Genomic DNA, 23,208 nt, shown 5'->3' with positions numbered 1-23,208 from the left:
TGATCAACCTCGCGCGAGCAGCGCCTTCCGCATGTCGTCGTCGCTGTCGATCACCGTGCGGCGCAGGGTCGCGTTCAGGTCGGGCTCGGCGAGCAGGCCCGCCGCCAGGTCCCGGGTGGACTCCGCCACGGCGAAGGACGGGTACAGCGAGATCGAGATGACCTCCGCCCCGATGCCCCCGCGCACCCGGAACATCTCCGGCATCTCCGCGAAGTAGCGGGCCACGTAGGGATCGGTCAGCGCGGTCTGCTCCGGCTGCCAGAAGCCCGCCGCGGCCGCCTCGGCCATCCGCGCCGAGGTGCCGTCCGCGTCGGCGATGATCTTGTGCCACGCGGCGGCCTTGGCCTCGGCGGTGGGCAGCGCCGCCCGGCAGCGCAGGGAGAACCGCTCGCCGGTGGCGGTGCGGTCGCGGGCGTACTCCGCCTCGATCTCCGCCTCCGCGGCGGCGCCCAGCTTCACCAGGCGGTAGAGGATCAGCCAGCGCAGCTCGGCGTCGACCGCCAGGCCCTCGGGGGCGCCCTCGTCCGACAGCCAGCCACGGATCCGGGCGGTGTCCACGGTCGACGCGATCAGCGCGCGGGCGGCGGCGAGCTGCTGGGAGCCGCCCGCCTCGGCGACGGTCAGCAGCCGGTCACATGCCTGCGCCAGCAGCTCCAGCGCGGCCGGGCGGGTCTCCGGGGTGGCGTACCGGTCGACCAGGTTGCGGGTCATCGCCAGCACGTCCTCGACGACCACCACCTCGGTCTCCATCGGCAGCGCGGCCAGCACCAGCGTGACCAGCTCGGCCACCGGGCGCTCGCCGTCCTTGACCGCGTCGATGATCGCGCTCCAGATGACCGCGCGGGCCAGCGAGTCGCCGAGCAGCGGCAGCATCATCGGCACGTTGGCCAGTGAGGCGTCGTCCAGGCGGATCTTCGCGTACCCGAGGTCGCCGTCGTTGAGCAGCAGCAGGTCGGCGGCCGGCGCCCCGGTCAGCTCGGGCAGCACGGTCCGCTCGACGCCGGCCGGCAGGTCCACCTCGATCAGCTCGCGGCGGCCGACCGTGCCGTCGGCGGCCCGGTCGTAGACGCCCAGCGCGAGCCGGTGCGGGCGCAGCACCGGGTACTGCTCGTGCGCGGTCTGCACCACCGCCACCTCGGCGTACGTGCCGTCGTCGGCGAGCGACACCTCGGTACGCAGGACGTTGACCTGGGCGGTGCGCAGCCAGGCCTCGGCCCAGGCGGAGAGGTCGCGGCCACTCGCCGTGGTCAGGGCGTCGAGCAGGTCGGCCAGCGTGGCGTTGCCGAACCGGTGCGCTCCGAAGTGCGCGTTCACCCCGCTCAGGAAGGCCTCGTCACCGAGGAAGGCGACCAGCTGCTTGAGCACGCACGCGCCCTTCGCGTACGAGATGCCGTCGAAGTTGAGCAGCGCCAGCTCGGTGTCGTCCACCCGGGACGGCGCCACCGGATGCGTGGACGGCCGCTGGTCGGCGCGCAGCCCCCAGGACTTCCGCCCGACCGCGAAGCTGGTCCACGCGCCGGAGAACCGGGTCGCCTCGGCGGTGATCCGGCTGCCCATGTACTCGGCGAAGGACTCGTTCAGCCAGAGGTCGTCCCACCAGGTCATGGTCACCAGGTCGCCGAACCACATGTGGGCCATCTCGTGCGCGATCACGTTCGCCCGCATCGCCCGCTCGCTGTCGGTCACCGCGGACTCGTAGATGAACTCGTCCCGGAACGTGACCAGGCCCGGGTTCTCCATCGCGCCCGCGTTGAACTCGGGGACGAACGCCTGCTGGTAGTGGCCGAACGGGTACGGGATCTCGAACAGCTCGGCGTACCGGTCCAGGCACTGCTTGGTGATCTCGAAGAGCTCGGCGGCCTCGGCGTCCAGGTGCTCGGCCAGCGACTGCCGCGCGTAGATCGCCAGCGGCAGGCCGGCGTGCTCGTCGCGCGCCACGTGGTACGGCCCGGCCAGCAGCGAGACGAAGTAGGTGGCCAGCGGGGCGGTCTGCACGAACTCCCAGCGCCCGTCGGCCGACCGGGCGACCTCGCCGTTGGCGGCCACTGTCCACTCCGGCGCGGCGGTCACCCGCAGCGTGTAGGGCGCCTTCAGGTCGGGCTGGTCGAAGCAGGCGAACACCTTGCGGGCGGCGTCCAGGAACAGGTTCGCGTAGAGGTAGGTGCGCTTGTCGCTGGGGTCGACGTACCGGTGCAGGCCCTCGCAGTCGTTCGAGTACCGCATCCGCGCCTCGACCACGAGCTCGTTGGCGGCGGCCAGCCCGGTCAGCGGCAGGCGCTTGTCCGCCAGCGTGGCCGGGTCGATCGGCGAGCCGTTGAGCGTGGCCGCCACCAGCTCGGCCGGTTCCAGGTCGGCGAAGGTCGAGCTGCCCGGGGTCGCGGTGAACCGGACCGTGGTGCGGGACAGGAACGAGCCGGCGGGATCGGTCAGATCAAGGTCGATCTCGTACGACTCGACATCGATCGTCGCGGCCCGCTCGGCGGCCTCGGCACGGGTCAGGCTCGGCATGCCGACCATCATGCCGGTACGGCGGGTCACCGGCGCCGGGCCCGGCCCTCGCCACGCCCGCGAGTTACGAGATACCCTCTTCGGTCATGCGCGTGTGCATGTTCGCTTGGTGGCTGCCCTGAGGGCGGCCCACCTCCACACGCGAAACTGACGCATCGGCCGCCTCACGCAGGCGGCCGTCCCTGTGTCACAAGCCGGTGCCTTTCGTGAGGACGTCCTCCGTACCTCAGAAAGGTTTTGATCATGAGAAGGCTGACCGGTTTTCAACCCACGGGGCGCCTCCACCTGGGCAACCTCCTCGGCGCGATGCGGCCGTTGATCGCGGCGCAGCGCACCACCGAGTCCCTGGCGTTCATCGCCGACCTGCACGCGATGACCGTCGACCACGATCCGGCGCGGCTGCGCGAGCTCACGCTCGAGACCGCGACCGTGCTGCTGGCCGCGGGCGTCGACCCGGAGCGCACCGCGCTGTTCACGCAGTCGTCGATGCCGGCCCACTACGAGCTGCACTACCTGCTCGAATGCACGACCGGCTACGGCGAGGCGGCGCGGATGATCCAGTTCAAGGAGAAGTCGTCGGCTAGCTTTTCCGGTCGCCCGGGGGCCGGCGGGCCGGTGCGGCTCAGCCTGCTCACCTATCCGGTGCTGATGGCCGCCGACATCCTGGTGCACGACAGCGACGAGGTGCCGGTCGGCGACGACCAGAACCAGCACCTCGAGCTGGCCCGGACGGTCGCGCAGCGGTTCAACCGGCGGTACGGCGAGACGTTCCGGGTGCCGGCCGGTGTGCTGCCGGACGGCGTCGCGCGGGTCATGGACCTGGCCGAACCGAGGAGGAAGATGAGCAAGAGCACGAGCACCGACGCGGGCCGGATCGGGCTGCTGGACCCGCCGGGCACGGTGCGGAAGACGATCATGCGCGCGGTCACCGACACGATCGGCACGGTTCGCCACGACCCGGCCGGCCAGCCGGGAGTCACCAACCTGCTGACCATCCTGGAGGCGTGCGGCGGCTCGGCGGACGACTTCACGTCCTACGGAGCGCTCAAGACGGCGGTGGCCGACGCGGTCGAGGAGGTCCTCGCGCCGATCCGGGCGCGGCACGCCGAGCTGGTCAAGGACCCCGGCCACGTCCGCTCGGTCCTCGACGCGGGGCGCGAGCGGGTGCTTCCGAGAGCAGAGGCGACGGTACGCCGGGCGCGAGAAGCGATCGGCCTGATGTAGGCCGTGTTCAGAACCCGGCTCAACCCGGGACCGCTTCGAGCGCGAGGGTCAGCGCCCCCGCGACGTCCTGGCCGCGGAAGGACGGGCGGACGTACAGCCGCTTGATCTCGGCGACACCGTCCTCGGTCGGCTGCCACGCCGCGCAGCCGACCGCACGGCCGCCGACCACCGCGACCAGATAGCGCACATCGCCCGGCTCGGGGAACACACCGGACTCGGCCAGCTCGCGCTGCTGCGCCGTGACCAGCGCGACGACCTCCGGGTCGAGCGCCTCGCGAGCCTGGATCAACACACCCGCAGTCTAGGTCTCGTCCCTTTCGCGCGGGTTGCGCCGAGCTGACCGGGAATCTATTCCTCGGTGTCGTCGCCCTCCACCAGGACCGGCCGGTTCGCGTTCGCCACGGTGCTGACCTTGCCGTCCGCGGACATGTGCAGCAGTTCGTCGTCGGAGCGCACCCGGCGCGCCTTGCGGGCGGCCAGGCGCTGGGCGGCGGTCAACCGGCCGGTCTTCTCCTCCAGGCGGGCGTCGGTGCCGCGCGGGCCCTGCACGAAGTCGCCCGACGTCGGGTGCCAGTCGAACTCCTGCTGGCCGATGCGCACCGGGTCGCCGGGCTGCGCGCCCTTCTTGGTCAGGGCGGCCTCCACGCCGAGGCGCTCCAGCCGGTCGCCCAGGTAGCCGACGGCCTCGTCGTTGTCGAAGTTGGTCTGCAGGATCCAGCGCTCGACCTGCTTGCCGCGGATGACGTACACGCCCTCGGCGTCCTGTTCGAGCGTGAAGCCCTGCTCGTCGATCGCGCGGGGCCGCACCACGACGCGGGACGGCTCGGCGGGCGGCGTGGCCAGCCGGTGCTCGTCGACCGCCGCGGACAGGGCGAAGATCAGCTCCTTGAGCCCCTCGCGGGTCACCGCGCTGACCATGAACACCTGGTAGCCGCGGGCCTCCAGGTCGGGTTTGACCATCTCGGCCAGATCCCGGCCGTCCGGGATGTCGATCTTGTTGAGCACCACCATGCGCGGCCGGTCCTCCAGCCCGCCGTACGCGGACAGCTCCGCCTCGATCGCGTCCAGATCGCCGACCGGGTCGCGCTCGATCTCCAGCGTGGCGGAGTCGAGCACGTGGAGCAGCACGGAGGTCCGCTCGATGTGCCGCAGGAACTGCATGCCCAGCCCCTTGCCGGTGGCCGCGCCGGGGATCAGGCCGGGCACGTCGGCGACCGTGAAGGTCTTCTCGCCGGCCTGCACCACGCCCAGGTTGGGCACCAGGGTGGTGAACGGGTAGTCGGCGATCTTGGGCTTGGCCGCCGAGATCACCGAGATCAGCGACGACTTGCCGGCCGACGGGAAGCCGACCAGGCCGACGTCGGCGACGCTCTTCAGCTCGAGCACGACGTCGAAGCTGTCGCCCGGCTCGCCCAGCTCGGCGAAGCCCGGCACCTTGCGCCGCGCGTTGGCCAGCGAGGCGTTACCTCGCCCGCCGCGCCCGCCGCGGGCCACGTCGAAGGTGGCGTCCGCGCCGATCAGGTCGGCCAGCACCTCGCCCTCGGTGCTCAGCACGACCGTGCCGTCCGGCACCGTGAGCACCAGGTCCGAGCCGTTCGCGCCGTCCCGGTTGGCGCCCGCTCCGCCGGCACCGTTGGAGGCCTTGACGTGCGGGCGGAAGTGGAAGTCGAGCAGCGTGTGCTGCTGCGGGTCGACCACCAGCGTGATGTTGCCGCCGTGGCCGCCGTCGCCGCCGTCCGGTCCGCCCAGCGGCTTGAACTTCTCGCGCTTGACGGAGACACAGCCATGGCCGCCGTCACCCGCTTGCAGATGCAGCACGACCCGGTCGACGAACGTAGTCACTTCTCACTCCTGCTACTTCAAGAAAAACCACAACGGGCCGCGGACCCGAAGGTCGCGCGGCCCGTTGGAGAAGAAAAAGCTGGTTACTCTCCAGCCGGAACAATGCTGACCGTCTTGCGGCCACGCTTGATGCCGAACAGGACGTTGCCGTGCGCCAGAGCGAACAGCGTGTCGTCGCCACCGCGGCCGACCAGGTCGCCCGGGTGGAACTTCGTGCCGCGCTGGCGGACGATGATCTCGCCGGCGTTCACCAGCTGGCCGCCGAAGCGCTTGACGCCGAGCCGCTGGGCGGCGGAGTCACGGCCGTTGCGCGAGCTGGAAGCACCCTTTTTGTGAGCCATGGCAGCGCCCCTACTTCCCCGAAGAGATGCCGGTCACCTTGACGAGAGTCAGCGGCTGACGGTGCCCCTGGCGCTTGTGGTAGCCGGTCTTGTTCTTGAACTTGTGGATCCGGATCTTCGGACCCTTGGTGTGCTCGGCGATCTCGCCGGACACCGTAACGTTGGCAAGCTTGGCAGCGTCGGTCACCAGGTTGTCACCGTCGACGAGGAGGACTGCGGCGAGCGTCAGCGAGTCGCCGGGAACACCCGCGAGCTTCTCGACCTCGATCACGTCGCCCTCGGCAACCTTGTACTGCTTGCCGCCGGTCTTGACGATCGCGTACATCGGACGCGGACTCCCTGACACTTACGCAGCCCAGTGGTGCGCTGCTTGGCGGATGTAACACGTCTTACCCTCGGTCCCGAAAGAGGACCGGTCAGGAAGAGGGCGCCTGGAAATGCGCCGTTGAATAGCCTACTTCATCGGCGTGGCGAGCCCAAATTGGGGGCTGGCCGCGACGCTCTCTTACCGTCCGCAGGCCTTGTCCAGGGTACCGCTGAGCTCACCGAGCTTGTCGGCGTCGAGCTTGCGCACATCACCGTTCAGCGCGGTGACCTCCTTGCCCATCCCGGCCAGCGCCTTCTTCACGTCGGCGTCGCCGGCCAGCCCGGAGAGGTCCTTGAGCGCGAACGAGTAGTTCTGCACATCACGCTTGGTCTTCGACTCGACCTCCGCCCGCAGCTTCGGATCCTTGGCCGTCGAGGCGTCGATGAGCTGCTTGAGGTCCCGGGTGAAGGTCGCGCTGAACTGGGAGGTCAACCTGTCCGCCTGGGCACAGATCGCCTTGGTGTCCTTGGCGAGCCCCGCGTCGCCCTTCGCGCCCGGAGCGACGCTCGGCGCCGCGCTCACCGCGGCCGACGCTCCCGGGGCGGGGATGGTGGCGGGCGCGGCCGAGGAAGACCCGCCGCCCGAACTCGAGCACGCAGCAAGAGACGAGATCAGAAGTAGGGGGACCAGGCGTCGCATCGGGAGAGAGTAACCGACGTCGATGGCGATGGCGGCTCGGCTGTTAACTTTCTTTACCAAACCGCCATCACACTGTGCCGGCTACCGACGTCTGGTCCTCCGAACGGCGTGGAGGACCAGACGCTCGACAAGCGTTACGGACGCGTACGCCGCCGGGCTCCCCCACGGCGCGACCGTCGCCGGCCGCCCGCACCGGCGCCTACCGGCTCGTCGCCGTCCTCGTCGTCCTCTTCGTCGTCACCGGCCGCGTCCGGGTCGCCGGCGCCCGCCAGCTGCGCGGTGCCGTTCGACTCGAAGCGGGACAGGTCGTACCCGCTCATGTCGTAGTCGTCGTCGTTCTCGTTGGTGGTCAGCGCCGCCCTCTTGGCCGTGATGACCCCCGAGCCGGTCACCGGGGCGATCGGCGGCGTCTCCTCCTCGACCGCGGCGGCGACGGGCTCTTCCGCCACGACCGCCTCGACCGGGGCGGACTCTTCGACCGGCACGGATTCCTCGACCGGCACGGCAGCGGGCTCGCTGCCACCCCGGCGCCGCCGGGACTTCGCCGGAGCCGGCGCCTGAGCCTGAGCCGGCGCTGGGGCCGGCGCAGCGGCCACCGCCTTCACCTGGTTGACCGCGCCGGACGACCGCTTCTCCGGCACCGGCTCGGTGTGGATCATCAGGCCGCGGCCCTTGCAGTGGTCACAGGTCTCGCTGAACGCCTCCAGCAGGCCCGCGCCGATCCGCTTGCGGGTCATCTGCACCAGACCCAGCGAGGTGATCTCGGTGACCTGGTGCTTGGTCCGGTCCCGGCCCAGGCACTCGGTGAGCCGGCGCAGGACCAGCTCCCGGTTGCTCTCCAGCACCATGTCGATGAAGTCGATCACCACGATGCCGCCGAGGTCGCGCAGCCGCAGCTGACGCACGATCTCCTCGGCCGCCTCCAGGTTGTTGCGGGTGACCGTCTCCTCGAGGTTGCCGCCCGCGCCGGTGTACTTGCCGGTGTTCACGTCGACCACGGTCATCGCCTCGGTGCGGTCGATCACCAGGTGGCCGCCGGAGGGCAGGAAGACCTTGCGGTCCAGGCCCTTGAGGATCTGCTCGTCGATACGGCGATCCAGGAAGACGTCGGAGGTCCCGGTGTGCCGGTGCAGCCGCTCGACCAGGTCCGGCGAGACGCTGTTCAGGTAGTTCTCGATCTCGCCGTACGCCTGGTCGCCCTGGACGACGAGGTCGTTGAAGTCCTCGTTGAAGAGGTCACGGACCACCCGGATGACCAGGTCGGGCTCCTCGGAGAGGGCGACCGGGGCATGCCCCTGCGCGGCCCTCGCCTGGATGTCCTCCCACTGCGCCTGGAGCCGCTTCACGTCGCGGGCCAGCTCGTCCTCGCTGGCGCCCTCGGCGGCGGTCCGCACGATCACGCCCGCGCCGTCCGGCACCATCTTCTTCAGCACGTCCCGCAGGCGCTTGCGCTCGGTGTCCGGCAGCTTGCGGCTGATCCCCGAGGCGTTGCCGTTGGGCACGTAGACCAGGTGCCGGCCGGACAGCGCGATGTGGCTGGACAGCCGGGCGCCCTTGTGCCCGATCGGGTCCTTGGTGACCTGGACCAGCACCGAGTCGCCGGAGCGCAGCGCCTGCTCGATCGAGCGGGCCCGGCCCTCCAGCCCGGTGGCGTCCCAGTTGACCTCGCCGGCGTAGAGCACCGCGTTGCGGCCCCGGCCGACGTCCACGAACGCCGCCTCCATGCTGGGCAGCACGTTCTGGACCTTGCCCAGGTAGACGTTGCCGACCATGGTGCCGGAGGTGGACCGGGACACGTAGTGCTCGACCAGGACCCCGTCCTCGAGCACGGCGATCTGGGTGCGGTCCGGCTTCTGGCGTACGACCATCACCCGGTCGACCGCCTCGCGGCGGGCCAGGAACTCCGACTCGCTCAGGATCGGCGGGCGGGTGCGGCGCTGCTCGCGGCCGTCCCGGCGGCGCTGGCGCTTGGCCTCCAGCCGGGTCGAGCCGGACACGCCCTGCACCTCGTCGCGGGTACGCGGCTCGCGAACCCGGACCACGGTGTGCACGCCGTCCTCGACACCGCCGGCGTCCTCGCCACCGGAGCCCTTCCGGCGGCGGCGCCGACGCCGGCGGGTCACGCCGTCGCCCTCGGCCTCGTCGTCGTCCTCACCCTCGGCCTCGGCGGCCTCCGCCTCGGGCGAGTCGGCGGAGCCGTCCTCGTCACCCTCGTCGGACGGGCCCTTGCCACGGCCACGGCCACGGCGGCCACGGCGGCGCCGGCGGCGGGCGTTACCGGCCTCGTCGTCGTCATCCTCGGCGGCGTCGTCCTCGACGTCGTCCGCACTCTCGTCGATCTCGTCCAGCGGGGGCAGCTCGACGACCGCGGCCGCGGGGGCCTCGGTCTCGGCGGGCGCCTCGTCGGCGGCCGCACCGCGGCGACGGCGGCGGCTCGTCCGGCGCGGAGCCTCCTCGGCCTGCTCGTCCTCGACGGCGGCCGGCGCCTCGGCGGGCACCTCGGGAGCGGTCACGTCGGCGATCGCCGGCACGGCCTTCTTCCGGCTCCGGCGGACCGGGGTGGCCTGCTCGTCCACCGGGTCCGGGGGCATGAACAGCACGGCCGGGGGCAGAGCGGCGGCACGCGGACGGCTGGGCGCCTTCTCCTCCTGGACCGGCTCCTCGACCAGCTCGTCGTCGAGCGGGACGACGATGATCGAGGCCTCTTCCTCTTCCTCCTCGACCGGCTCCTCGAGAACCGGCTCCGGCGGCGGCGCGGCCTTCTTCCGGGCGCGGGTGCGCTTCACCGGGGCCGGCTCCTCGGAGACGACCGGGGCAGGCTCACCGGCAGCGACCGGCTCCTCGGCGGCCGGCGGGACCGCGGCGACCTCTTCCACCGGGGACGCGGCTTCCACCGGGGACGCGGCGGCCGGGGCGGCCTTCTTCCGGGCGCGGGTGCGCTTGACCGGGGCCTGCGTGGCGGCAGCCTCGATCGCGGCGCCCGGCTCATCGGCCGGAGGCGCCGCGGACGGGACAGCCTTCTTACGCGGGGCCCGCTTGCGCGGGGTAGTGGTGCTCTCGGTGGTTTCCGCGGACGGGGATGCGACCTCGCCGCTCTCTCCACCCTGTGGCTCGTTTTCGAGCATGGGCGCACTCCAATTCTGGCCACCCCGGGCGCGTGTGAGCGCTGCCACGCAGGGTTGCCGCAAGTTTTTCGGGCCCGTCCGCCTGCTGGCGGGCGAGTCGCCGAAGTCTCCGACGGACGCCAGCCGAATCGGCTAACGCCCTCCGATGGGTACGTCCTCGCGATCCGCGTCCAACGGATCGACGAAATCCCCCTGCGCGGCGAGATCTCCCTGCGCGGCGAGTGAACCCTGGGCAAGCCGGGTCGCTCGAGGCGGCGCCGGCGGCACCAGAGCGGCCACCACGCGTAGACCGGACAGGACGTCATCGGGCCGCACGGCGGGCGTGACCTGCCGTACGACAAGGTCGAGTATCGCACATGGCGACGCATCGGCCCCGGAAGGTGCGGCAGGTTCGTCGATCACCGTGGCGGATGCCACCGCGACCCGCGCGTCGAACTCGCGGAGACCCTGCTTCGTCATGCGCTCGACCAGCACTTCCGGAGCGTCCATGAACCGTTGCAGAGCGTCCCGGGCGACGTCCGGCTCGACACCCGGAAGCTCCAGGCGCCAGCGCGAGGCGTTGATCCGGTCGGCCAGGCTGGTCCCCTCGCGGGCGATCACCGCGTCCAGCACGTCCAGGCCTGGCGACAGGGCCGCGTCCAGGGCGGCGCGCAGCTCGGCCGGGTCGACCGGGGCCTGCAGGGCGATCTCCAGGTACTCGGCCTCGCTCGCCACGCCGGTGGGTGCCGCGCTGGCGTACGAAATCTTGGGGTGGGGGTGAAAACCCTGGGAGAAGGCGATGGGTACGGCGGCACGGCGCAACGCCCGCTCGAAGGCGCGAGCGAAGTCCCGGTGTGACGTGAAGCGCAGCGGGCCGCGCTTGGCGTACCGGATCCGAATCCGCTGGACCACCGGCGCTTGACCACCGACGGGTTGGTTCTTGGCGATGATCTGCTCCAATACGCTTGTCTATGCGCCGGGTTCTCCGCGCCGTCCGAAGGACCAGGCGTCGGTAGCAGGCACCGAGAACCCCATCCTTGCACTCTCGTTGAGTCGGGCATGAAGGCACTCGTCCTGGCCGGTGGCAGAGGCACCCGCCTCCGTCCGCTGACCAACACATCCGCCAAGCAACTCTTCCCGGTCGCCAACAAGCCGGTCCTGTTCTACGGCCTGGAGGCGATCCGGGACGCCGGCATCACCGAGGTGGGCATCATCGTCGGGGACACCGGCGCCGAGGTCCGCGCGGCGGTCGGTGACGGTTCCCGGTTCGGCCTGCGTATCACCTACATCCCGCAGGAGGCGCCGCTCGGGCTGGCGCACTGCGTGCTGATCGCGCGGGAGTTCCTCGCCGACGACGACTTCATCATGTATCTGGGCGACAACTTCCTGGTCGGCGGCATCCAGGAGCTGGTGGCGTCGTTCCGCCCACAGGACTACGCGGCGCAGATCCTGCTCACCCCGGTGGACGACCCCCGGTCGTACGGCGTGGCCGAGCTCGGCCGCAGCGGGCAGATCGTCGGCCTCGCCGAGAAGCCGGACGACCCGGCGAGCGACCTGGCCATCGTCGGCGTCTACATGTTCACCCCGGTGGTGCACGACGCGGTCCGGGCGATCCGGCCCTCCGCCCGCGGCGAGCTGGAGATCACCGACGCGCTCCAGTGGCTGATCGACAACGGCCACCACGTGCACTCGCACCTGATCACCGGCTACTGGAAGGACACCGGCCGGGTGCGGGACATGCTCGAGTGCAACCGGATCGTGCTGGAGTCGATCGAGACCCGGATCGGCGGCACGGTCGACGAGGGCACCGAGATCACCGGCCGGGTGGTGATCGAGCCGGGCGCCGTGGTGGAGCGGTCGGTGCTGCGCGGGCCGGCGGTGATCGGGGCCGACACCAAGATCATCGGCTCGTACGTCGGCCCGTTCACCTCGATCGGTGACGGCTGCGAGGTGTCCGACGCGGAGATCGAGTACTCGATCGTGATGAACGCGTCCACGGTCCGAGGCGTGTCCCGCATCGAGTCGTCGCTGATCGGCAAAGGTGTAGAGGTGACACCGGCCCGTACCACCCCGAACACCCATCAGCTGGTCATCGGCGACCACAGCACGGTCCGGCTGCGCGCATGAACATCCTGGTCACCGGCGGTGCCGGCTTCATCGGGTCACAGTTCGTCCGCGACCTCGTGGACCATGACGAGGGCGCTCGGATCACGGTTCTGGACAAACTCACGTACGCGGGAAACCAGGCCAATCTGCCCGACGGCGGTCACCACTTCGTGCGGGGCGACATCGCCGACCGGGACATGCTCGCGATGCTGATGCCCGGCACCGACGTGGTGGTGAACTTCGCCGCCGAGACACACGTCGACCGATCCATCACGGACTCGGCCGGCTTCCTGCGGACCAACGTGCTCGGCGTGCAGACCCTGCTGGAGGCGGCCCGGGCCGCCGACGTCACCACGTTCCTCCAGGTCAGCACCGACGAGGTGTACGGCTCGATCGCCGAAGGGTCGTGGCCGGAGACGGATCCGCTGCTGCCCAACTCGCCGTACGCCGCGGCCAAGGCCGGCGCCGACCTGCTCTGCCGGTCCTACCACCGCACGTACGGGATGGACGTGCGCGTCACCCGGTGCTCGAACAACTACGGCCCGTACCAGTTCCCCGAGAAGGTCATCCCGCTCTTCGTCACCAACCTGCTCCGCGGCGTGCCGGTCCCGCTCTACGGCGACGGCGGCAACGTCCGGGACTGGCTGCACGTGGCGGACCACTGCCGCGGGATCCGCCTGGTCCTGAGCAAGGGCGAGCCCGGCGAGGTCTACAACATCGGCGGTGGCGTCGAGCTCAGCAATCGCGAGCTGACCGAGCGGTTGCTGGAGGCGTGCGGCGCGGACTGGTCGATGGTGCGGCAGGTGCCGGACCGGCTCGGCCACGACCGGCGTTACTCGGTCGACCATTCCAAGATCCAAAGTCTGGGGTACGCCCCGGAGGTCGATTTCGCCGCCGGTCTGACCGAGACCGTCCAGTGGTACCGCGACAACCCGTCCTGGTGGGCGTCCTCGGTCAAGCCGGCGTGACACACCGCAGTTGCGGCCGGGCCGGCGTGACACACCGTGCTCAGGCCGGCACCAGCACCGTGAGGCCGGCGGGCCGGTCGCTCAGCGGCCGGTAGTCCCGCCGCAGGTCCAGGCCGCACGACGCCAGCACGGTCGCGTCGGCGGCCCGGACCGGGCGGTTCAGGATCACGATCGGCGCCTGGTCCGGCGGGCCGTCCGCGCAGGCAGCGGCGATCCCGGCCCGGGTGCGGTCCGGGTCCTCGGGGGCGTACCAGCCCTCGCCCAGCGTGCGCCCGTCCAGCAGGAAGACGACGCCGGCCATCTTGTCCAGGCCGACGATGCGGCGGCCGGGCGTCAGGTAGGGCGCCAACGCGGTGTGCAGGTCGCGGTAGTCCCGCGCCTGGGACGGCCGCAGCTCCAGGCCGGACAGCGCGGGCACGCCGGAGGCCACCGTCGCGCCGTCGTAGGTCTGCTCGCGGTACGGATTCCGCCAGATGCCACCGGTCGCCACACAGGCCGTGACCAGCAACGACCCGGCGGTCACCGCGCCCACCAGGCCGCGCGCGACCACCGCGCCGCGGTCGATCCCGGTCAGCACCGCGATCAGCACCGCCACCCACGCCGCGAAGGCCGGCGCGGCCATCTTGAGCGGCGCGTTGCTGGTGCCGAAGGCGGTGACCACCGGCATCGCCGTGACCGCGCCGAGCAACACCCAGTCCCGCTCGCGCAGCAGCCAGGCGGCGCGGCGCGCTAAACGAACGCGGCACGTTAGGCGAACACGCCGCGCCAGGCGAACACGACGCGCCAGGCGAACACGACGCGGGAGATCACCGCGGCCTGAAAGATCGGCGCAGCCGCGGGCGATCCGGGCGGCGGCGCCGACCAGCACCCCCATCGCCAGGGCGGCGAGCATCGGCACGATGAAGCGCATCGTGTTGGGCGGGCCGCCACCGAGGCCGCCGTCGCGGATCGTGACGATCGTCGCCCAGGTCAGGCCGGCCAGGCCGAGGACACCGGCGGCGGCCTGCGGCACGAGGCGGCGGGCCAGGACGGCGGCTACGCCGGCGATCAGCAGGAGGCCATAGTCGCGCCCGGTGGCGACGAGCGTCGGCCGCGTGCTGGTCGCGTACCGCTGAAGGAGGTCTTGGATCGCGAAGGAACGCTCGCTGAGCAGGCGGTTGACCGTGACGATCGGCGGCACGGCCACGGTGAGCGGAACGATCAGGAGATGAACGGCCCCGATGGTGAGAACACCACCCACCGAGGCCCACGCCACGATCCGCAGACGATGACGGGTGAGCGTCACGACGAGGATCACCAGCCAGAGCACCGTCGACCACTTGGTCAGGACCATTGCGACGGCGACGACGCCGAGCACGATCGGCCAACCCGGACGGAAGCCCGGGCGGTCCATGGCGAGCACCGCGGTCAGTGTGAGCAGGCCGCCGAGCAGGACCACGTCGTTGTAGCCGGGCGTGTGCGGCAGCCAGCTGAACATCGCCCCGCCGGCCGCCACCACGCACGCGGCGCCGGCCGCTTCCCACAGGCGGGTGGGCGGGGCGGCCGGGCGGCGGGGCCTCAGCCAGCGCATGAACGCCCACCCGAAGATCAGATGTGCGGTCAGGACCGTGCCCAGCCGGACCAGCCGCAGGCCCGCGACGTCGTGGCCGAGCAGCGCGAACACCGGCCCGTACAGGTACTGGACCCCGCTGAACGTGCGGTGGTCGGCGTTCCACCAGCGGTAGCTGAGCAGGTAGAAGCCTTCGTCGGTGAGGTCGAAGCCGCGATCGGCGGCGCGCGCGGCGGTGACCGCCCACACCACGGTGACCGTGGCGGCGAACGCCAGGACCAGCGCGGGCCCGGTTCGGCGGCGCGGCGGCGGCAGGTCGGTGCTCGAGGCGACCGGCTCGGCGAGAACGGCCGCGGTCATGGGGCTTCGGCGGTGCGGGCCCGGAACGCCCACAGTCGCGACGCCTGGTAGTTGATCAGTGGTCCGAGCACGATCACGATCGCCTGGGCGACCAGCACGTGCAGGCCGGCCACGTCGACCAGCAGCCAGAGCCCACCCAGGTTGAAGGCCATCGCCCAGACGCACACCACATAGAACCGCAGGAAGCCGGAGATCACCGGACCGCCGGTTCGGAAGACGACCGAGCGGTAGACCGGGTAGGTGACGATCGCGGTCAGCGTGCTGGAGAGGACGGCGATCACCAGGTACGGGATCCAGCGGGAGAGGGTCAGCCAGCCCGCGGCGAACAGCAGGTAGTAGACGACCGAGCTGAGCCCGCCGGTGGCGACGTACCGCACCCGGCGGTCGGCGGCGAGCCGCGCGAGCACCCTCATGAGGGCCGGTGGGCGCGCAGCATCAACGACACCCCGGGCAGCGAGCGGACCGGCAGGTAGCGCTCGGCGATCACCACCCCGCGCAGGGCGGCGTTGAGCGGGGCGGACATCAGCGACAGCTCGTTGCCCGCGGCCCGTTTGCGGGTCAGCACGACCGCGGGACGCAGCAGCACGTTCCAGCTCCACAGCTCGTCGACCACGAGGCCGGCGCCCTGGATGACGTCGAGCAGCCCGCTGCGGTCGTACCGCCGGAAGTGATGCCCCGCGACGTCGTGCGCCGACCAGAGCCGCATGTCGCACGGCACGGTGACCAGCAGCGACCCGCCGGGGCGCAGCGCCCGGTGGATCTCCGCCGCGGCCAGTTGGTCGTCCTCGATGTGCTCGATCACGTCGAACGCGGTGATCAGGTCGACGGTCCCGGCCCTGGCGGGCAGCCGGGTCGCGTCGCCGCGGACCACGTCCAGGCCGCGTTCCCGGGCGACCCGGGCGCCGTCCGCGCTGTACTCCAGCGCGACCGGGCTCCAGCCGTGCCGGCGCAGCACCCGGGTGTTGCCGCCGGCCGCGGCGCCGATGTCCAGTGCCCGGCCGGGTGACACGCCGGCCCGCGCGAGACCGCGCAGCCAGCGGGCGAGAATCGACCGTCGCTCCTGGAACCACCAGTGGCGGTCCTCGAGGGCGGCGAGTCGCTGAATGTCGCTGGCGTCCATTTTTCCCTAATTCAGGTACGGCGGCGTGAAGTAACGGCGGCCTGGTCCATGCGTTTGCTTACCTGACGAACGAGCCAACGCCTTCAGGAGTCGCTGTGTCACTCTCCATCGTCATTCCGTGCTTCCGTTCGGCCGCCACGCTTCCGACGCTCGTCGGCGGGATCGCCGCGGCCGTGTCGGGCCCGTACGAGGTGATCCTCGTGGTGGACGACGACCGGGACGACACCTGGCAGGTGGCGACCGCATGCGCGAACACCGATCCCGCGGTGCGCGCCCTGCGGCTGTCCCGAAATTACGGCCAGCACAACGCGATCGTGGCGGGTGTCCGGGCGGCCCGGCACGAGGTGATCGTCACCATGGACGACGACCTGCAGCATCCGCCGGCCGAGATACCGGTGCTGCTGGCCGCGCTGACGCCGGGCGTCGACCTGGTCTACGGCGTGGCCGAGCGGGAGGAGCACCGGGCGTTGCGCAGCTTCGCGTCACGCTCGGTGAAGTGGCTGCTGGCCCGCACGCTGGGCTTCCGCGACGCCCGTACGGTGAGTGCTTTCCGCGCCTTCCGCTCGCATCTGACGCCCGCCTTCGACCGGGTGGCCGGCCCGCACGCCTCGATCGACGTGACCCTGACCTGGGCGACGGCCCGGATCGCCGCGGTGCCCGTCCAGATGCGCCGCCGGGAGGAGGGCAAGTCCGGATACACGCTGCGCGGGCTGCTGCGGCACACCGGGAACATGGTGCTCGGCTTCTCCACCGCCCCGCTGCGGCTCGTCACCTTCCTCGGCCTGGCGATCGGGCTGTTCGGGCTGCTGCTGTTCGGCAAGCTCACCTGGTCGTACCTGACCGGGGTGACCACGGTGGCCGGCTTCACCACCATCGCGTCGCTGATCGCGCTCTTCGCCTCGGCGCAGCTCGTGGCGCTGGGCGTGCTCGGCGAGTACGTGGGCCGCATCCACACCGCCGGCCAGGGCCGGCCGACCTACCTGATCCGCGACCGGGTCGAGGAGCCGCAGTCCGGCACTCGGGTGCCGCTGGTCCGGACCGGAAACTGAGGATTTTTCTGATGGACGGCTACCACTTCGACGACAGCCCCGCCCGGATCGACCGGGACGTGGTCTGGCGGTTCATGACCGAGCAGGCCTACTGGGGCCGGTGGCGGGACCGGGCGGTGCTGGACCGGCAGATCGACGCCTCCTGGCGGACGGTCGGCTGCTACGACGACGCCGGCGCGATGGTCGGTTTCGCCCGGGCGATCTCCGACGGCGTCTCGCTGGCCTACCTGGCCGACGTCTTCGTGCTGCCCGAGCACCGCGGCCGCGGGCTCGGGGTCGCGCTGGTCAAGGCCATGATCGACGACGGGCCGGGCGCGCACTTCCGGTGGATGCTGCACACCGGGGACGCGCACGGCGTGTACGCGAAGGCCGGCTTCCGGGCCCCGGACGTGACCATGATGGAGCGGCCTGGGCGGGCGCCCGCCCAGGCCGTCCCGGCTCACAGCTGATAAACGGCCACCGAGCCACTGCTGAATCGGAGCGTCGCGTACCGGGCCAGCTGATCAGGTTGGATCAAAGGGTCACGCAGGTCGGCGAAGAGCCACCGGACCTGGTGACCGGTGCGCAGCCGGTCGACGGTCGCGGCGGTCGGCCGGTGGAAGGCCGCGTCGTTCTCGGCCAGCAGAGCCTCGTTCCAGTACGGCACCAGGTTGCCGCGCATCCCGGTCTCGGACTGGATCCGGTTGGCGGTCGAGGTGTAGCCCCAGCCCTCCAGCAGGAACCGCCGCTCGGCGAACGCGGCGAACCAGAAGTGCAGGTTGTCGCAGCCCTTGCCCAGTTTGCGGCGGCAGTGCGCGTTGGTCGCCACCAGGTCGTCGGGGCCGGTGTGGGCGCGCATCCAGGCCGCCGCCTCCCGGGTGCCGACCGGCCACAGCGGATCCGGCTGCGGTTGCGGCTCGAACTTCGCGTCGGCCGCGGCCCGGACGTGGCCGCCGACCACGGTGGTGGACGGGAACAGGCTGATGCCCGCCAGCATCGCCGCCCCCACGGCGAGGGCGCTTCCCCGCAGGGCGGTCACCGAACGACAAGCGATCACCAGAGCAAAGACCGGGATCAAGAGCCTCAGGAGGGCGTACGCGATCTGCAGGAAAACCTCGCGCCGGCCGTCCTCACCGACCGTGGGCGCGGTCGGCGGCCCGAGTCGCGGCACCACCCAGGCCACCGCCAAGCCCGCGCCGACCGCCACCGGCAGCAGCCAGCGCGGCGCTGATCTGCCGGGCGGCGCTGAGATACTGGGCGGCGCCGAAATACTGGGCGGAACTGAACTACTGGGCGGAACTGAACTACCGGGCGGAGCTGAAATGCTGGGCGGAGCTGAAATGCTGGGCGGCGCCGATCTGCTGGGATGCGGCCGGCGGGCGAGCGCGGCCAGCCCGGCGACCGCCGCGACCGCCAGGTACGGCCGGGCCGCCACCAGGAACCAGGTCTGGCTCACCCCGTAGTGGTTGAGCAGCAGCACCGCCGCGATCCCGGCGACACCCATCCCGGCCAGCAGCTGCACCGCCGGGTCGCGCCACCGCCCCTGGACGGCCAGCCCGGCCGCGCCGCCCCACATGACCAGCCAGGACAGCAGCGTGACGGCGGTGATCACGACCAGGGTCCGTCCGGTGGCCGGCATCTGGCCGAACGTGAACGTGCCCAGCTCGGTGGCGGCGGCGAGGCCGTAGCGGCTGAGGCCGCCGAGCGGGTCGAGGACCATCCCCTGCGACTCGCCGCCAAAGAGCACGAACTGGGCGAACAGCACGCCCGGCACGGCGACGGCCAGGCCGAGCAGGGCCGGGCGCAACCGCCGGCGGTCGGTCAGCACGGCCAGCCCGGCGACCAGCAGCAGCCCGCAGATGACGATCGGCAGGTAGGTGGCCTTGGCGCCGCAGATCACCGCGACAGCGGCGGCGACGCCGATCAGCGTGCGCCGCGACCCGTCGCCGCGCAACAGGTCGATCGTCAGCATGACCAGCGCGATCGCCACCAGCGCCGCGAACGTCTGGGTGGGGCTGGAGAACAGGCCGAAGCGCAGCACCGTGGCGTCGTCGACCGGGCCCAGTCCGTTGGCCGTGTAGGTCTCCGGCATCGGCCAGCCGTACGGGTAGGGCGCCACCCCGGCGAAGGTGAGCAGGGCGGCGAGCGGGCCGGGCCACCAGCGGCCGGTCACCTGCCGGGCCAGCGAGGCGACCGCGAACGGCGTCACGGCCAGCAGCGGCACGAAGAACAGCCGGAGCAGCAGGGTGGCCGGGGCGATGCCGGTGGTCCAGCTGGTCGCGGCCAGGTCGGCGTACGAGAACCAGTGGTAGTTGAGCGACTCGCCGCGCAGCCACGGCACCTCGGGCGGCAGGTGGTGCCGGAGCTCGCCGATCAGGGCCAGCTGGAACGGCAGGTCGGCGTCGCTGAACGAGTAGTCGACGCCCCGGGTCCGCATGAAGTAGACGGCCGCCCAGGCGAGCAGCGCCGCGCCGAGGGTGGCGTTCGCCCAGATCCAGGCCAGCGGCGCCCGCTCCGCGCCGGGCGCCATGCGCCAGTGGCGGCGCAGGGACGGCACGGCGGCGAAGGCGATCAGCACGGCGACCGGGGCGAGCACGACCAGTCGCGGCTGCCCGGCCGCGCGAGCGGCCAGGTAGGCGAGCACCTCCAGCACGTAACCGAAGGCGAGGCCCGGCCCGATGTCCTCGGCGAGCGAGCGCCCGCCCCGCCGGACCAGGCGCCACAGCAGCAGGCCGGGCACGGCGACCAGGGCGATCACGTACCCGCCGAACAGCGCCAGGTCACCCCAGCCGGCCCCGTACCGGTGAAGAAGCCAGACCACCGGAATGCCGAGCAGCAGCGGGAGGACCGCGGCGAGCCGCGGTCTCGATCGGGCCGGGGCGGGCACGTCGACGAGCGACCGGCGATCGGGCTGGGTGACGAGCCCGGTGGCGACGCTCATCGGACGGCCACCACGGAGACCGGCCGGAACGACCGCACCGCTGCGATCACCGTCGCGGCCTCCCGGTCGGACAGTCCCGGGTAGAGCGGCAGCCGGACCAGCCGTTCCGCCACGTCCTCGGTGACCGGGCAGCCACCCGGCCCGGTCCGCCCGAACCGCAGCCCGGCCGGCGAGTCGTGCAGCGGCTGATAGTGGAACGTCGCCTGCACCCCTGCTGAGGCCAGGTGCTCGATCAGCCGGGAGCGCTCGGCATTCGACGTGGCGAGCACGTAGAAGAGATGAGCGGCGTGCTCGGTGTCCGACGGCACGGTCGGCCGGACGAATTCGTCACAAGCCTCGTAGTAGGCCGACCAGATCTCGTGCCGCCGCCGCTGGATCTCGCCGAACGCCTCGAGCTGCGCGGTCAGCCCCGCCGCGAGAACGTCCGACGGCAGGTACGACGAGCCGACGTCCCGCCAGGTGTACTTGTCCACCTGGCCGCGCATGAACCGGCTGCGGTCGGTGCCCTTCTCCCGCAGGATCTCGGCACGCTCACGCAGCCCGGCGTCGTTGACCAGCAGCGCGCCACCCTCACCGCACTGGACGTTCTTGGTGGCGTGGAAGCTCTGCGTGGCCAGCGCGCCGAGCGAGCCCAGCGGCCGCCCGCGGTACGAGCCGCCCAGCCCGTGCGCGTTGTCCTCGATCACCGGAACGCCGTGCCGCCGGGCGATCTCGGTGATCGGGTCCATCGCGCAGGCCACGCCGGCGTAGTGGACCACCACGATCGCCTTGGTGCGTGGCGTGATCGCGGCCTCCACCGCCCGCTCGTCCAGGTTGAGCGTGTCCGGCCGGCAGTCCACGAAGACCGGGACGGCGCCACGCAGCACGAACGCGTTGGCGGTCGAGACGAACGTGAACGACGGCATGATCACCTCGTCGCCCGGTTCCAGCTCGAGCAGCAGGGCGCTCAGCTCCAGCGCGTGCGTGCAGGAGGTGGTGAGCAGCGCGTACGGCGACGAGGTAATGCCGGTGAGCAGGTGGGTGGCCCGCCGCGTGAACGGGCCATCACCCGACGTGGCCCCGGAGGCGGCGGCCGTGGTCAGGTATTCCAGCTCCCGGTCGGCCAGGGAGATGCGATTGAACGGGATTAACACGTCCCGTTCAACGCGAACCCGCCCTTAATGGGTGTGCGCGGGCACCTTCAGTCCGTTCACCGGCGTCAGCGGCAGCAGCTTCTTACCGGTGGGCCCGATCTGGATCTCGGTGTCCATGGACGGGCACACGCCGCAGTCGAAGCAGGGCGTCCAGCGGCAGTCGTCCTGCTCGTACTCGGACATCGAGTCCTGCCAGTCCTGCCAGAGCCAGTCCTTGTCCAGCCCGGAGTCCAGGTGCTCCCAGGGCAGCACCTCGAGCTGCTCGCGCTCGCGGGTGGTGTACCAGTCCAGGTCCACGCCGAAGTCCGGCAGCACCTCGGCGCACGCCTCGACCCAGCGGGAGTACGAGAAGTGCTCGGACCAGCCGTCGAACCGGCCGCCCTTGTCCCAGACCCGCTTGATGACCGCGCCGACCCGGCGGTCGCCGCGCGACAGCAGGCCCTCGATCAGCGACGGCTCACCGTCGTGGTAGCGGAAGCCGATCGCCCGGCCCAGCGACCGGTCCGAGTTGATCTCCGCCTTGAGCATCTTCAGCCGGGCGTCGATCACCTCGGGCCGCTCCATCTTGGCCCACTGGAACGGAGTGTGCGGCTTGGGCACGAACCCGCCGATGGAGACCGTGCAACGGATGTCCTTGGTGCCCGCCGCGGTCCGGCCGGCCTTGATCACCTCGTGTGCCATCCGGGCGATCTGCAGCACGTCCTCGTCGGTCTCGGTGGGCAGGCCGCACATGAAGTACAGCTTCACCTGCCGCCAGCCGTTCGAGTACGCCGTGACGACCGTCCGGATCAGGTCCTCCTCGGTCACCATCTTGTTGATGACCTTGCGGATCCGCTCCGAGCCACCCTCGGGCGCGAAGGTGAGGCCGGTGCGCCGCCCGTTGCGGGACAGCTCCTGGGCCAGGTCGATGTTGAACGCGTCCACCCGGGTCGAGGGCAGCGACAGCGAGACGTTCGTGTCGGCGTACTGCTCGGCCAGGCCGGAGCACATGTCGCCGATCTCGGAGTGGTCGGCGCTGGACAGCGAGAGCAGGCCCACCTCGTTGAACCCGGAGAACTCCAGGCCCTCCTTGACCATCTGGCCCACCGTGGTGATCGACCGCTCACGCACCGGCCGGGTGATCATGCCCGCCTGGCAGAACCGGCAGCCGCGCGTGCAGCCGCGGAAGATCTCCACCGCGTACCGCTCGTGGACCGTCTCGGCCAGCGGGACCAGCGGCTTCTTCGGGTACGGCCACGCGTCGAGGTCCATCGTCGTGCGCTTGTGCACCCGGAACGGCACGTCCGGCCGGTTGGGGACGATGCGCTGGATCCGCCCGTCCGGCAGATAGTCGACGTCGTAGAAGCGAGGGACATAGATGCTTTCGGTACGCGCGAGGCGCAGCAGCAGCTCGTCCCGGCCGCCCGGGCAGCCCTCCGCCTTCCACTCCCGGATGATCCCGGTGATCTCCAGGACCGCCTCCTCGCCGTCACCGAGCACGGCGGCGTCGATGAAGTCGGCGATCGGCTCCGGGTTGAAGCTGGCGTGCCCGCCGGCCAGCACGATCGGGTGGTTGTCGCCCCGGTCGGCGGCCATCATCGGGATCTGGGCGAGGTCGAGCGCGGAGAGCAGGTTGGTGTAGCCCAGCTCGGTGGCGAAGGACACACCCAGTACGTCGAAGGCATGAACCGGGCGGTGCGCCTCGAGGGTGAACTGCGGGACGCCGTGTTCCTTCATCAGCGCCTCGAGGTCCGGCCAGACCGCGTACGTCCGCTCGGCCAGCACGTCGGGCTGCTCGTTGAGCACCTCGTAGAGGATCTGCACGCCCTGGTTGGGCAGGCCCACCTCGTAGGCGTCCGGGTACATCAGTGCCCAGCGGACGGTGGTTTCGTCCCATTCCTTGACGACGGCGCCGAGCTCGCCACCCACGTACTGGATCGGCTTGCTGACCCGGGGCAGCAGCTGCTCGAGCTTGGGGAAGACGGAAACGACGCTCATG

The 23,208-nt window shown here is 71.3% G+C and carries 19 protein-coding genes; 5 read left to right on the top strand and 14 right to left on the bottom strand.

The features are described 5' to 3' along the window. Nucleotides 1-3 precede the first annotated feature (3 nt). Entirely contained in the window at nucleotides 4-2,508 is a 2,505-nt protein-coding gene (gene pepN, locus QSK31_RS40375; protein ID WP_285690083.1) for an aminopeptidase N, read from the bottom strand. A 243-nt stretch (nucleotides 2,509-2,751) separates the two neighbouring features. Here pepN and trpS point away from each other — a divergent pair, with 243 nt between their 5' ends. Beyond that, a complete protein-coding gene (gene trpS / locus QSK31_RS40370) occupies nucleotides 2,752-3,732 on the top strand; it encodes a tryptophan--tRNA ligase (RefSeq protein ID WP_285690082.1) in 981 nt (326 codons plus the stop codon). 19 nt (nucleotides 3,733-3,751) lie between these two features. On the opposite strand, the gene QSK31_RS40365 is transcribed toward trpS, so the two are convergent. The 7 genes from QSK31_RS40365 to QSK31_RS40335 all read right to left on the bottom strand — a co-directional run bounded on the left by QSK31_RS40365 (nucleotide 3,752) and on the right by QSK31_RS40335 (nucleotide 10,919). Further along, entirely contained in the window at nucleotides 3,752-4,024 is a 273-nt protein-coding gene (locus tag QSK31_RS40365) for a GNAT family N-acetyltransferase (RefSeq protein WP_285690080.1), read from the bottom strand. A 56-nt stretch (nucleotides 4,025-4,080) separates the two neighbouring features. Beyond that, nucleotides 4,081-5,574 carry a GTPase ObgE gene (gene obgE / locus QSK31_RS40360; RefSeq protein WP_285690077.1) on the bottom strand — a complete coding sequence of 498 codons (1,494 nt, stop codon included), beginning with the start codon at nucleotides 5,572-5,574 and terminating at the stop codon, nucleotides 4,081-4,083. Between the two features lie 83 nt (nucleotides 5,575-5,657). Further along, nucleotides 5,658-5,915, bottom strand: a complete 258-nt coding sequence (gene rpmA / locus QSK31_RS40355; protein ID WP_285690075.1) for a 50S ribosomal protein L27 — start codon at nucleotides 5,913-5,915, stop codon at nucleotides 5,658-5,660. A gap of 10 nt (nucleotides 5,916-5,925) precedes the next feature. Beyond that, nucleotides 5,926-6,240 (bottom strand): 50S ribosomal protein L21, encoded by a 315-nt coding sequence (gene rplU / locus QSK31_RS40350; protein ID WP_249608913.1) that lies wholly within the window; start codon nucleotides 6,238-6,240, stop codon nucleotides 5,926-5,928. A gap of 180 nt (nucleotides 6,241-6,420) precedes the next feature. Beyond that, nucleotides 6,421-6,921, bottom strand: a complete 501-nt coding sequence (locus QSK31_RS40345) for a hypothetical protein (RefSeq protein WP_285690069.1) — start codon at nucleotides 6,919-6,921, stop codon at nucleotides 6,421-6,423. A 134-nt stretch (nucleotides 6,922-7,055) separates the two neighbouring features. Continuing rightward, entirely contained in the window at nucleotides 7,056-10,046 is a 2,991-nt protein-coding gene (locus QSK31_RS40340; RefSeq protein WP_285690067.1) for an Rne/Rng family ribonuclease, read from the bottom strand. A 132-nt stretch (nucleotides 10,047-10,178) separates the two neighbouring features. Then, complete coding sequence (locus QSK31_RS40335; RefSeq protein ID WP_285690154.1) at nucleotides 10,179-10,919, bottom strand: TIGR03936 family radical SAM-associated protein; 741 nt, start codon at nucleotides 10,917-10,919, stop codon at nucleotides 10,179-10,181. A gap of 165 nt (nucleotides 10,920-11,084) precedes the next feature. On the opposite strand from QSK31_RS40335, the gene QSK31_RS40330 reads away from it, so the two are divergent. Together QSK31_RS40330 and rfbB are read left to right on the top strand one after the other, a co-directional pair. Then, the gene (locus QSK31_RS40330; protein ID WP_285690064.1) at nucleotides 11,085-12,152 is read left to right on the top strand and encodes a glucose-1-phosphate thymidylyltransferase; all 1,068 of its coding nucleotides are present in this window, start codon (nucleotides 11,085-11,087) and stop codon (nucleotides 12,150-12,152) included. Next, nucleotides 12,149-13,099, top strand: coding sequence for a dTDP-glucose 4,6-dehydratase (rfbB, locus tag QSK31_RS40325; protein ID WP_285690062.1), 951 nt, complete (start codon nucleotides 12,149-12,151; stop codon nucleotides 13,097-13,099). The genes QSK31_RS40330 and rfbB overlap by 4 nt, the downstream gene beginning before the upstream one ends. A gap of 40 nt (nucleotides 13,100-13,139) precedes the next feature. On the opposite strand, the gene QSK31_RS40320 is transcribed toward rfbB, so the two are convergent. The 3 genes from QSK31_RS40320 to QSK31_RS40310 are packed head-to-tail and all read right to left on the bottom strand — an operon-like array spanning nucleotide 13,140 to nucleotide 16,128. Then, nucleotides 13,140-15,008 (bottom strand): hypothetical protein, encoded by a 1,869-nt coding sequence (locus tag QSK31_RS40320; RefSeq protein ID WP_285690060.1) that lies wholly within the window; start codon nucleotides 15,006-15,008, stop codon nucleotides 13,140-13,142. Further along, nucleotides 15,005-15,421: a GtrA family protein gene (locus QSK31_RS40315; RefSeq protein WP_285690058.1), complete on the bottom strand. Its 417-nt coding sequence runs from the start codon at nucleotides 15,419-15,421 to the stop codon at nucleotides 15,005-15,007. Before QSK31_RS40315 ends, QSK31_RS40320 begins: the two co-directional genes overlap by 4 nt. Continuing rightward, the gene (locus QSK31_RS40310; protein WP_285690056.1) at nucleotides 15,418-16,128 is read right to left on the bottom strand and encodes a class I SAM-dependent methyltransferase; all 711 of its coding nucleotides are present in this window, start codon (nucleotides 16,126-16,128) and stop codon (nucleotides 15,418-15,420) included. The genes QSK31_RS40315 and QSK31_RS40310 overlap by 4 nt, the downstream gene beginning before the upstream one ends. A 95-nt stretch (nucleotides 16,129-16,223) precedes the next feature. On the opposite strand from QSK31_RS40310, the gene QSK31_RS40305 reads away from it, so the two are divergent. Both QSK31_RS40305 and QSK31_RS40300 read left to right on the top strand, forming a co-directional pair. After that, nucleotides 16,224-17,177 (top strand): glycosyltransferase family 2 protein, encoded by a 954-nt coding sequence (locus QSK31_RS40305; protein ID WP_285690054.1) that lies wholly within the window; start codon nucleotides 16,224-16,226, stop codon nucleotides 17,175-17,177. 11 nt (nucleotides 17,178-17,188) lie between these two features. Then, a complete protein-coding gene (locus QSK31_RS40300) occupies nucleotides 17,189-17,626 on the top strand; it encodes a GNAT family N-acetyltransferase (RefSeq protein WP_285690053.1) in 438 nt (145 codons plus the stop codon). Here the strand turns inward: QSK31_RS40300 and QSK31_RS40295 are convergent. Genes QSK31_RS40295 through QSK31_RS40285 form a run of 3 tightly spaced genes read right to left on the bottom strand, consistent with a single transcriptional unit; the run spans nucleotide 17,617 to nucleotide 23,207 of the window. Then, nucleotides 17,617-20,097: a hypothetical protein gene (locus tag QSK31_RS40295; protein WP_285690052.1), complete on the bottom strand. Its 2,481-nt coding sequence runs from the start codon at nucleotides 20,095-20,097 to the stop codon at nucleotides 17,617-17,619. The genes QSK31_RS40300 and QSK31_RS40295 overlap by 10 nt on opposite strands. Next, nucleotides 20,094-21,230 carry a dTDP-4-amino-4,6-dideoxygalactose transaminase gene (gene rffA / locus QSK31_RS40290; protein WP_285690051.1) on the bottom strand — a complete coding sequence of 379 codons (1,137 nt, stop codon included), beginning with the start codon at nucleotides 21,228-21,230 and terminating at the stop codon, nucleotides 20,094-20,096. Before rffA ends, QSK31_RS40295 begins: the two co-directional genes overlap by 4 nt. Before the next feature lie 24 nt (nucleotides 21,231-21,254). Beyond that, complete coding sequence (locus QSK31_RS40285) at nucleotides 21,255-23,207, bottom strand: TIGR03960 family B12-binding radical SAM protein (RefSeq protein ID WP_285690050.1); 1,953 nt, start codon at nucleotides 23,205-23,207, stop codon at nucleotides 21,255-21,257. Nucleotide 23,208 lies beyond the last annotated feature (1 nt).

Source organism: Actinoplanes sp. NBRC 103695, from assembly GCF_030269485.1.
Taxonomy (GTDB): Bacteria; Actinomycetota; Actinomycetes; order Mycobacteriales; family Micromonosporaceae; genus Actinoplanes.
The sequence above is the reverse complement of the archived record's forward strand: the minus strand, read 5'-3'. Positions and strand labels throughout refer to the sequence as shown.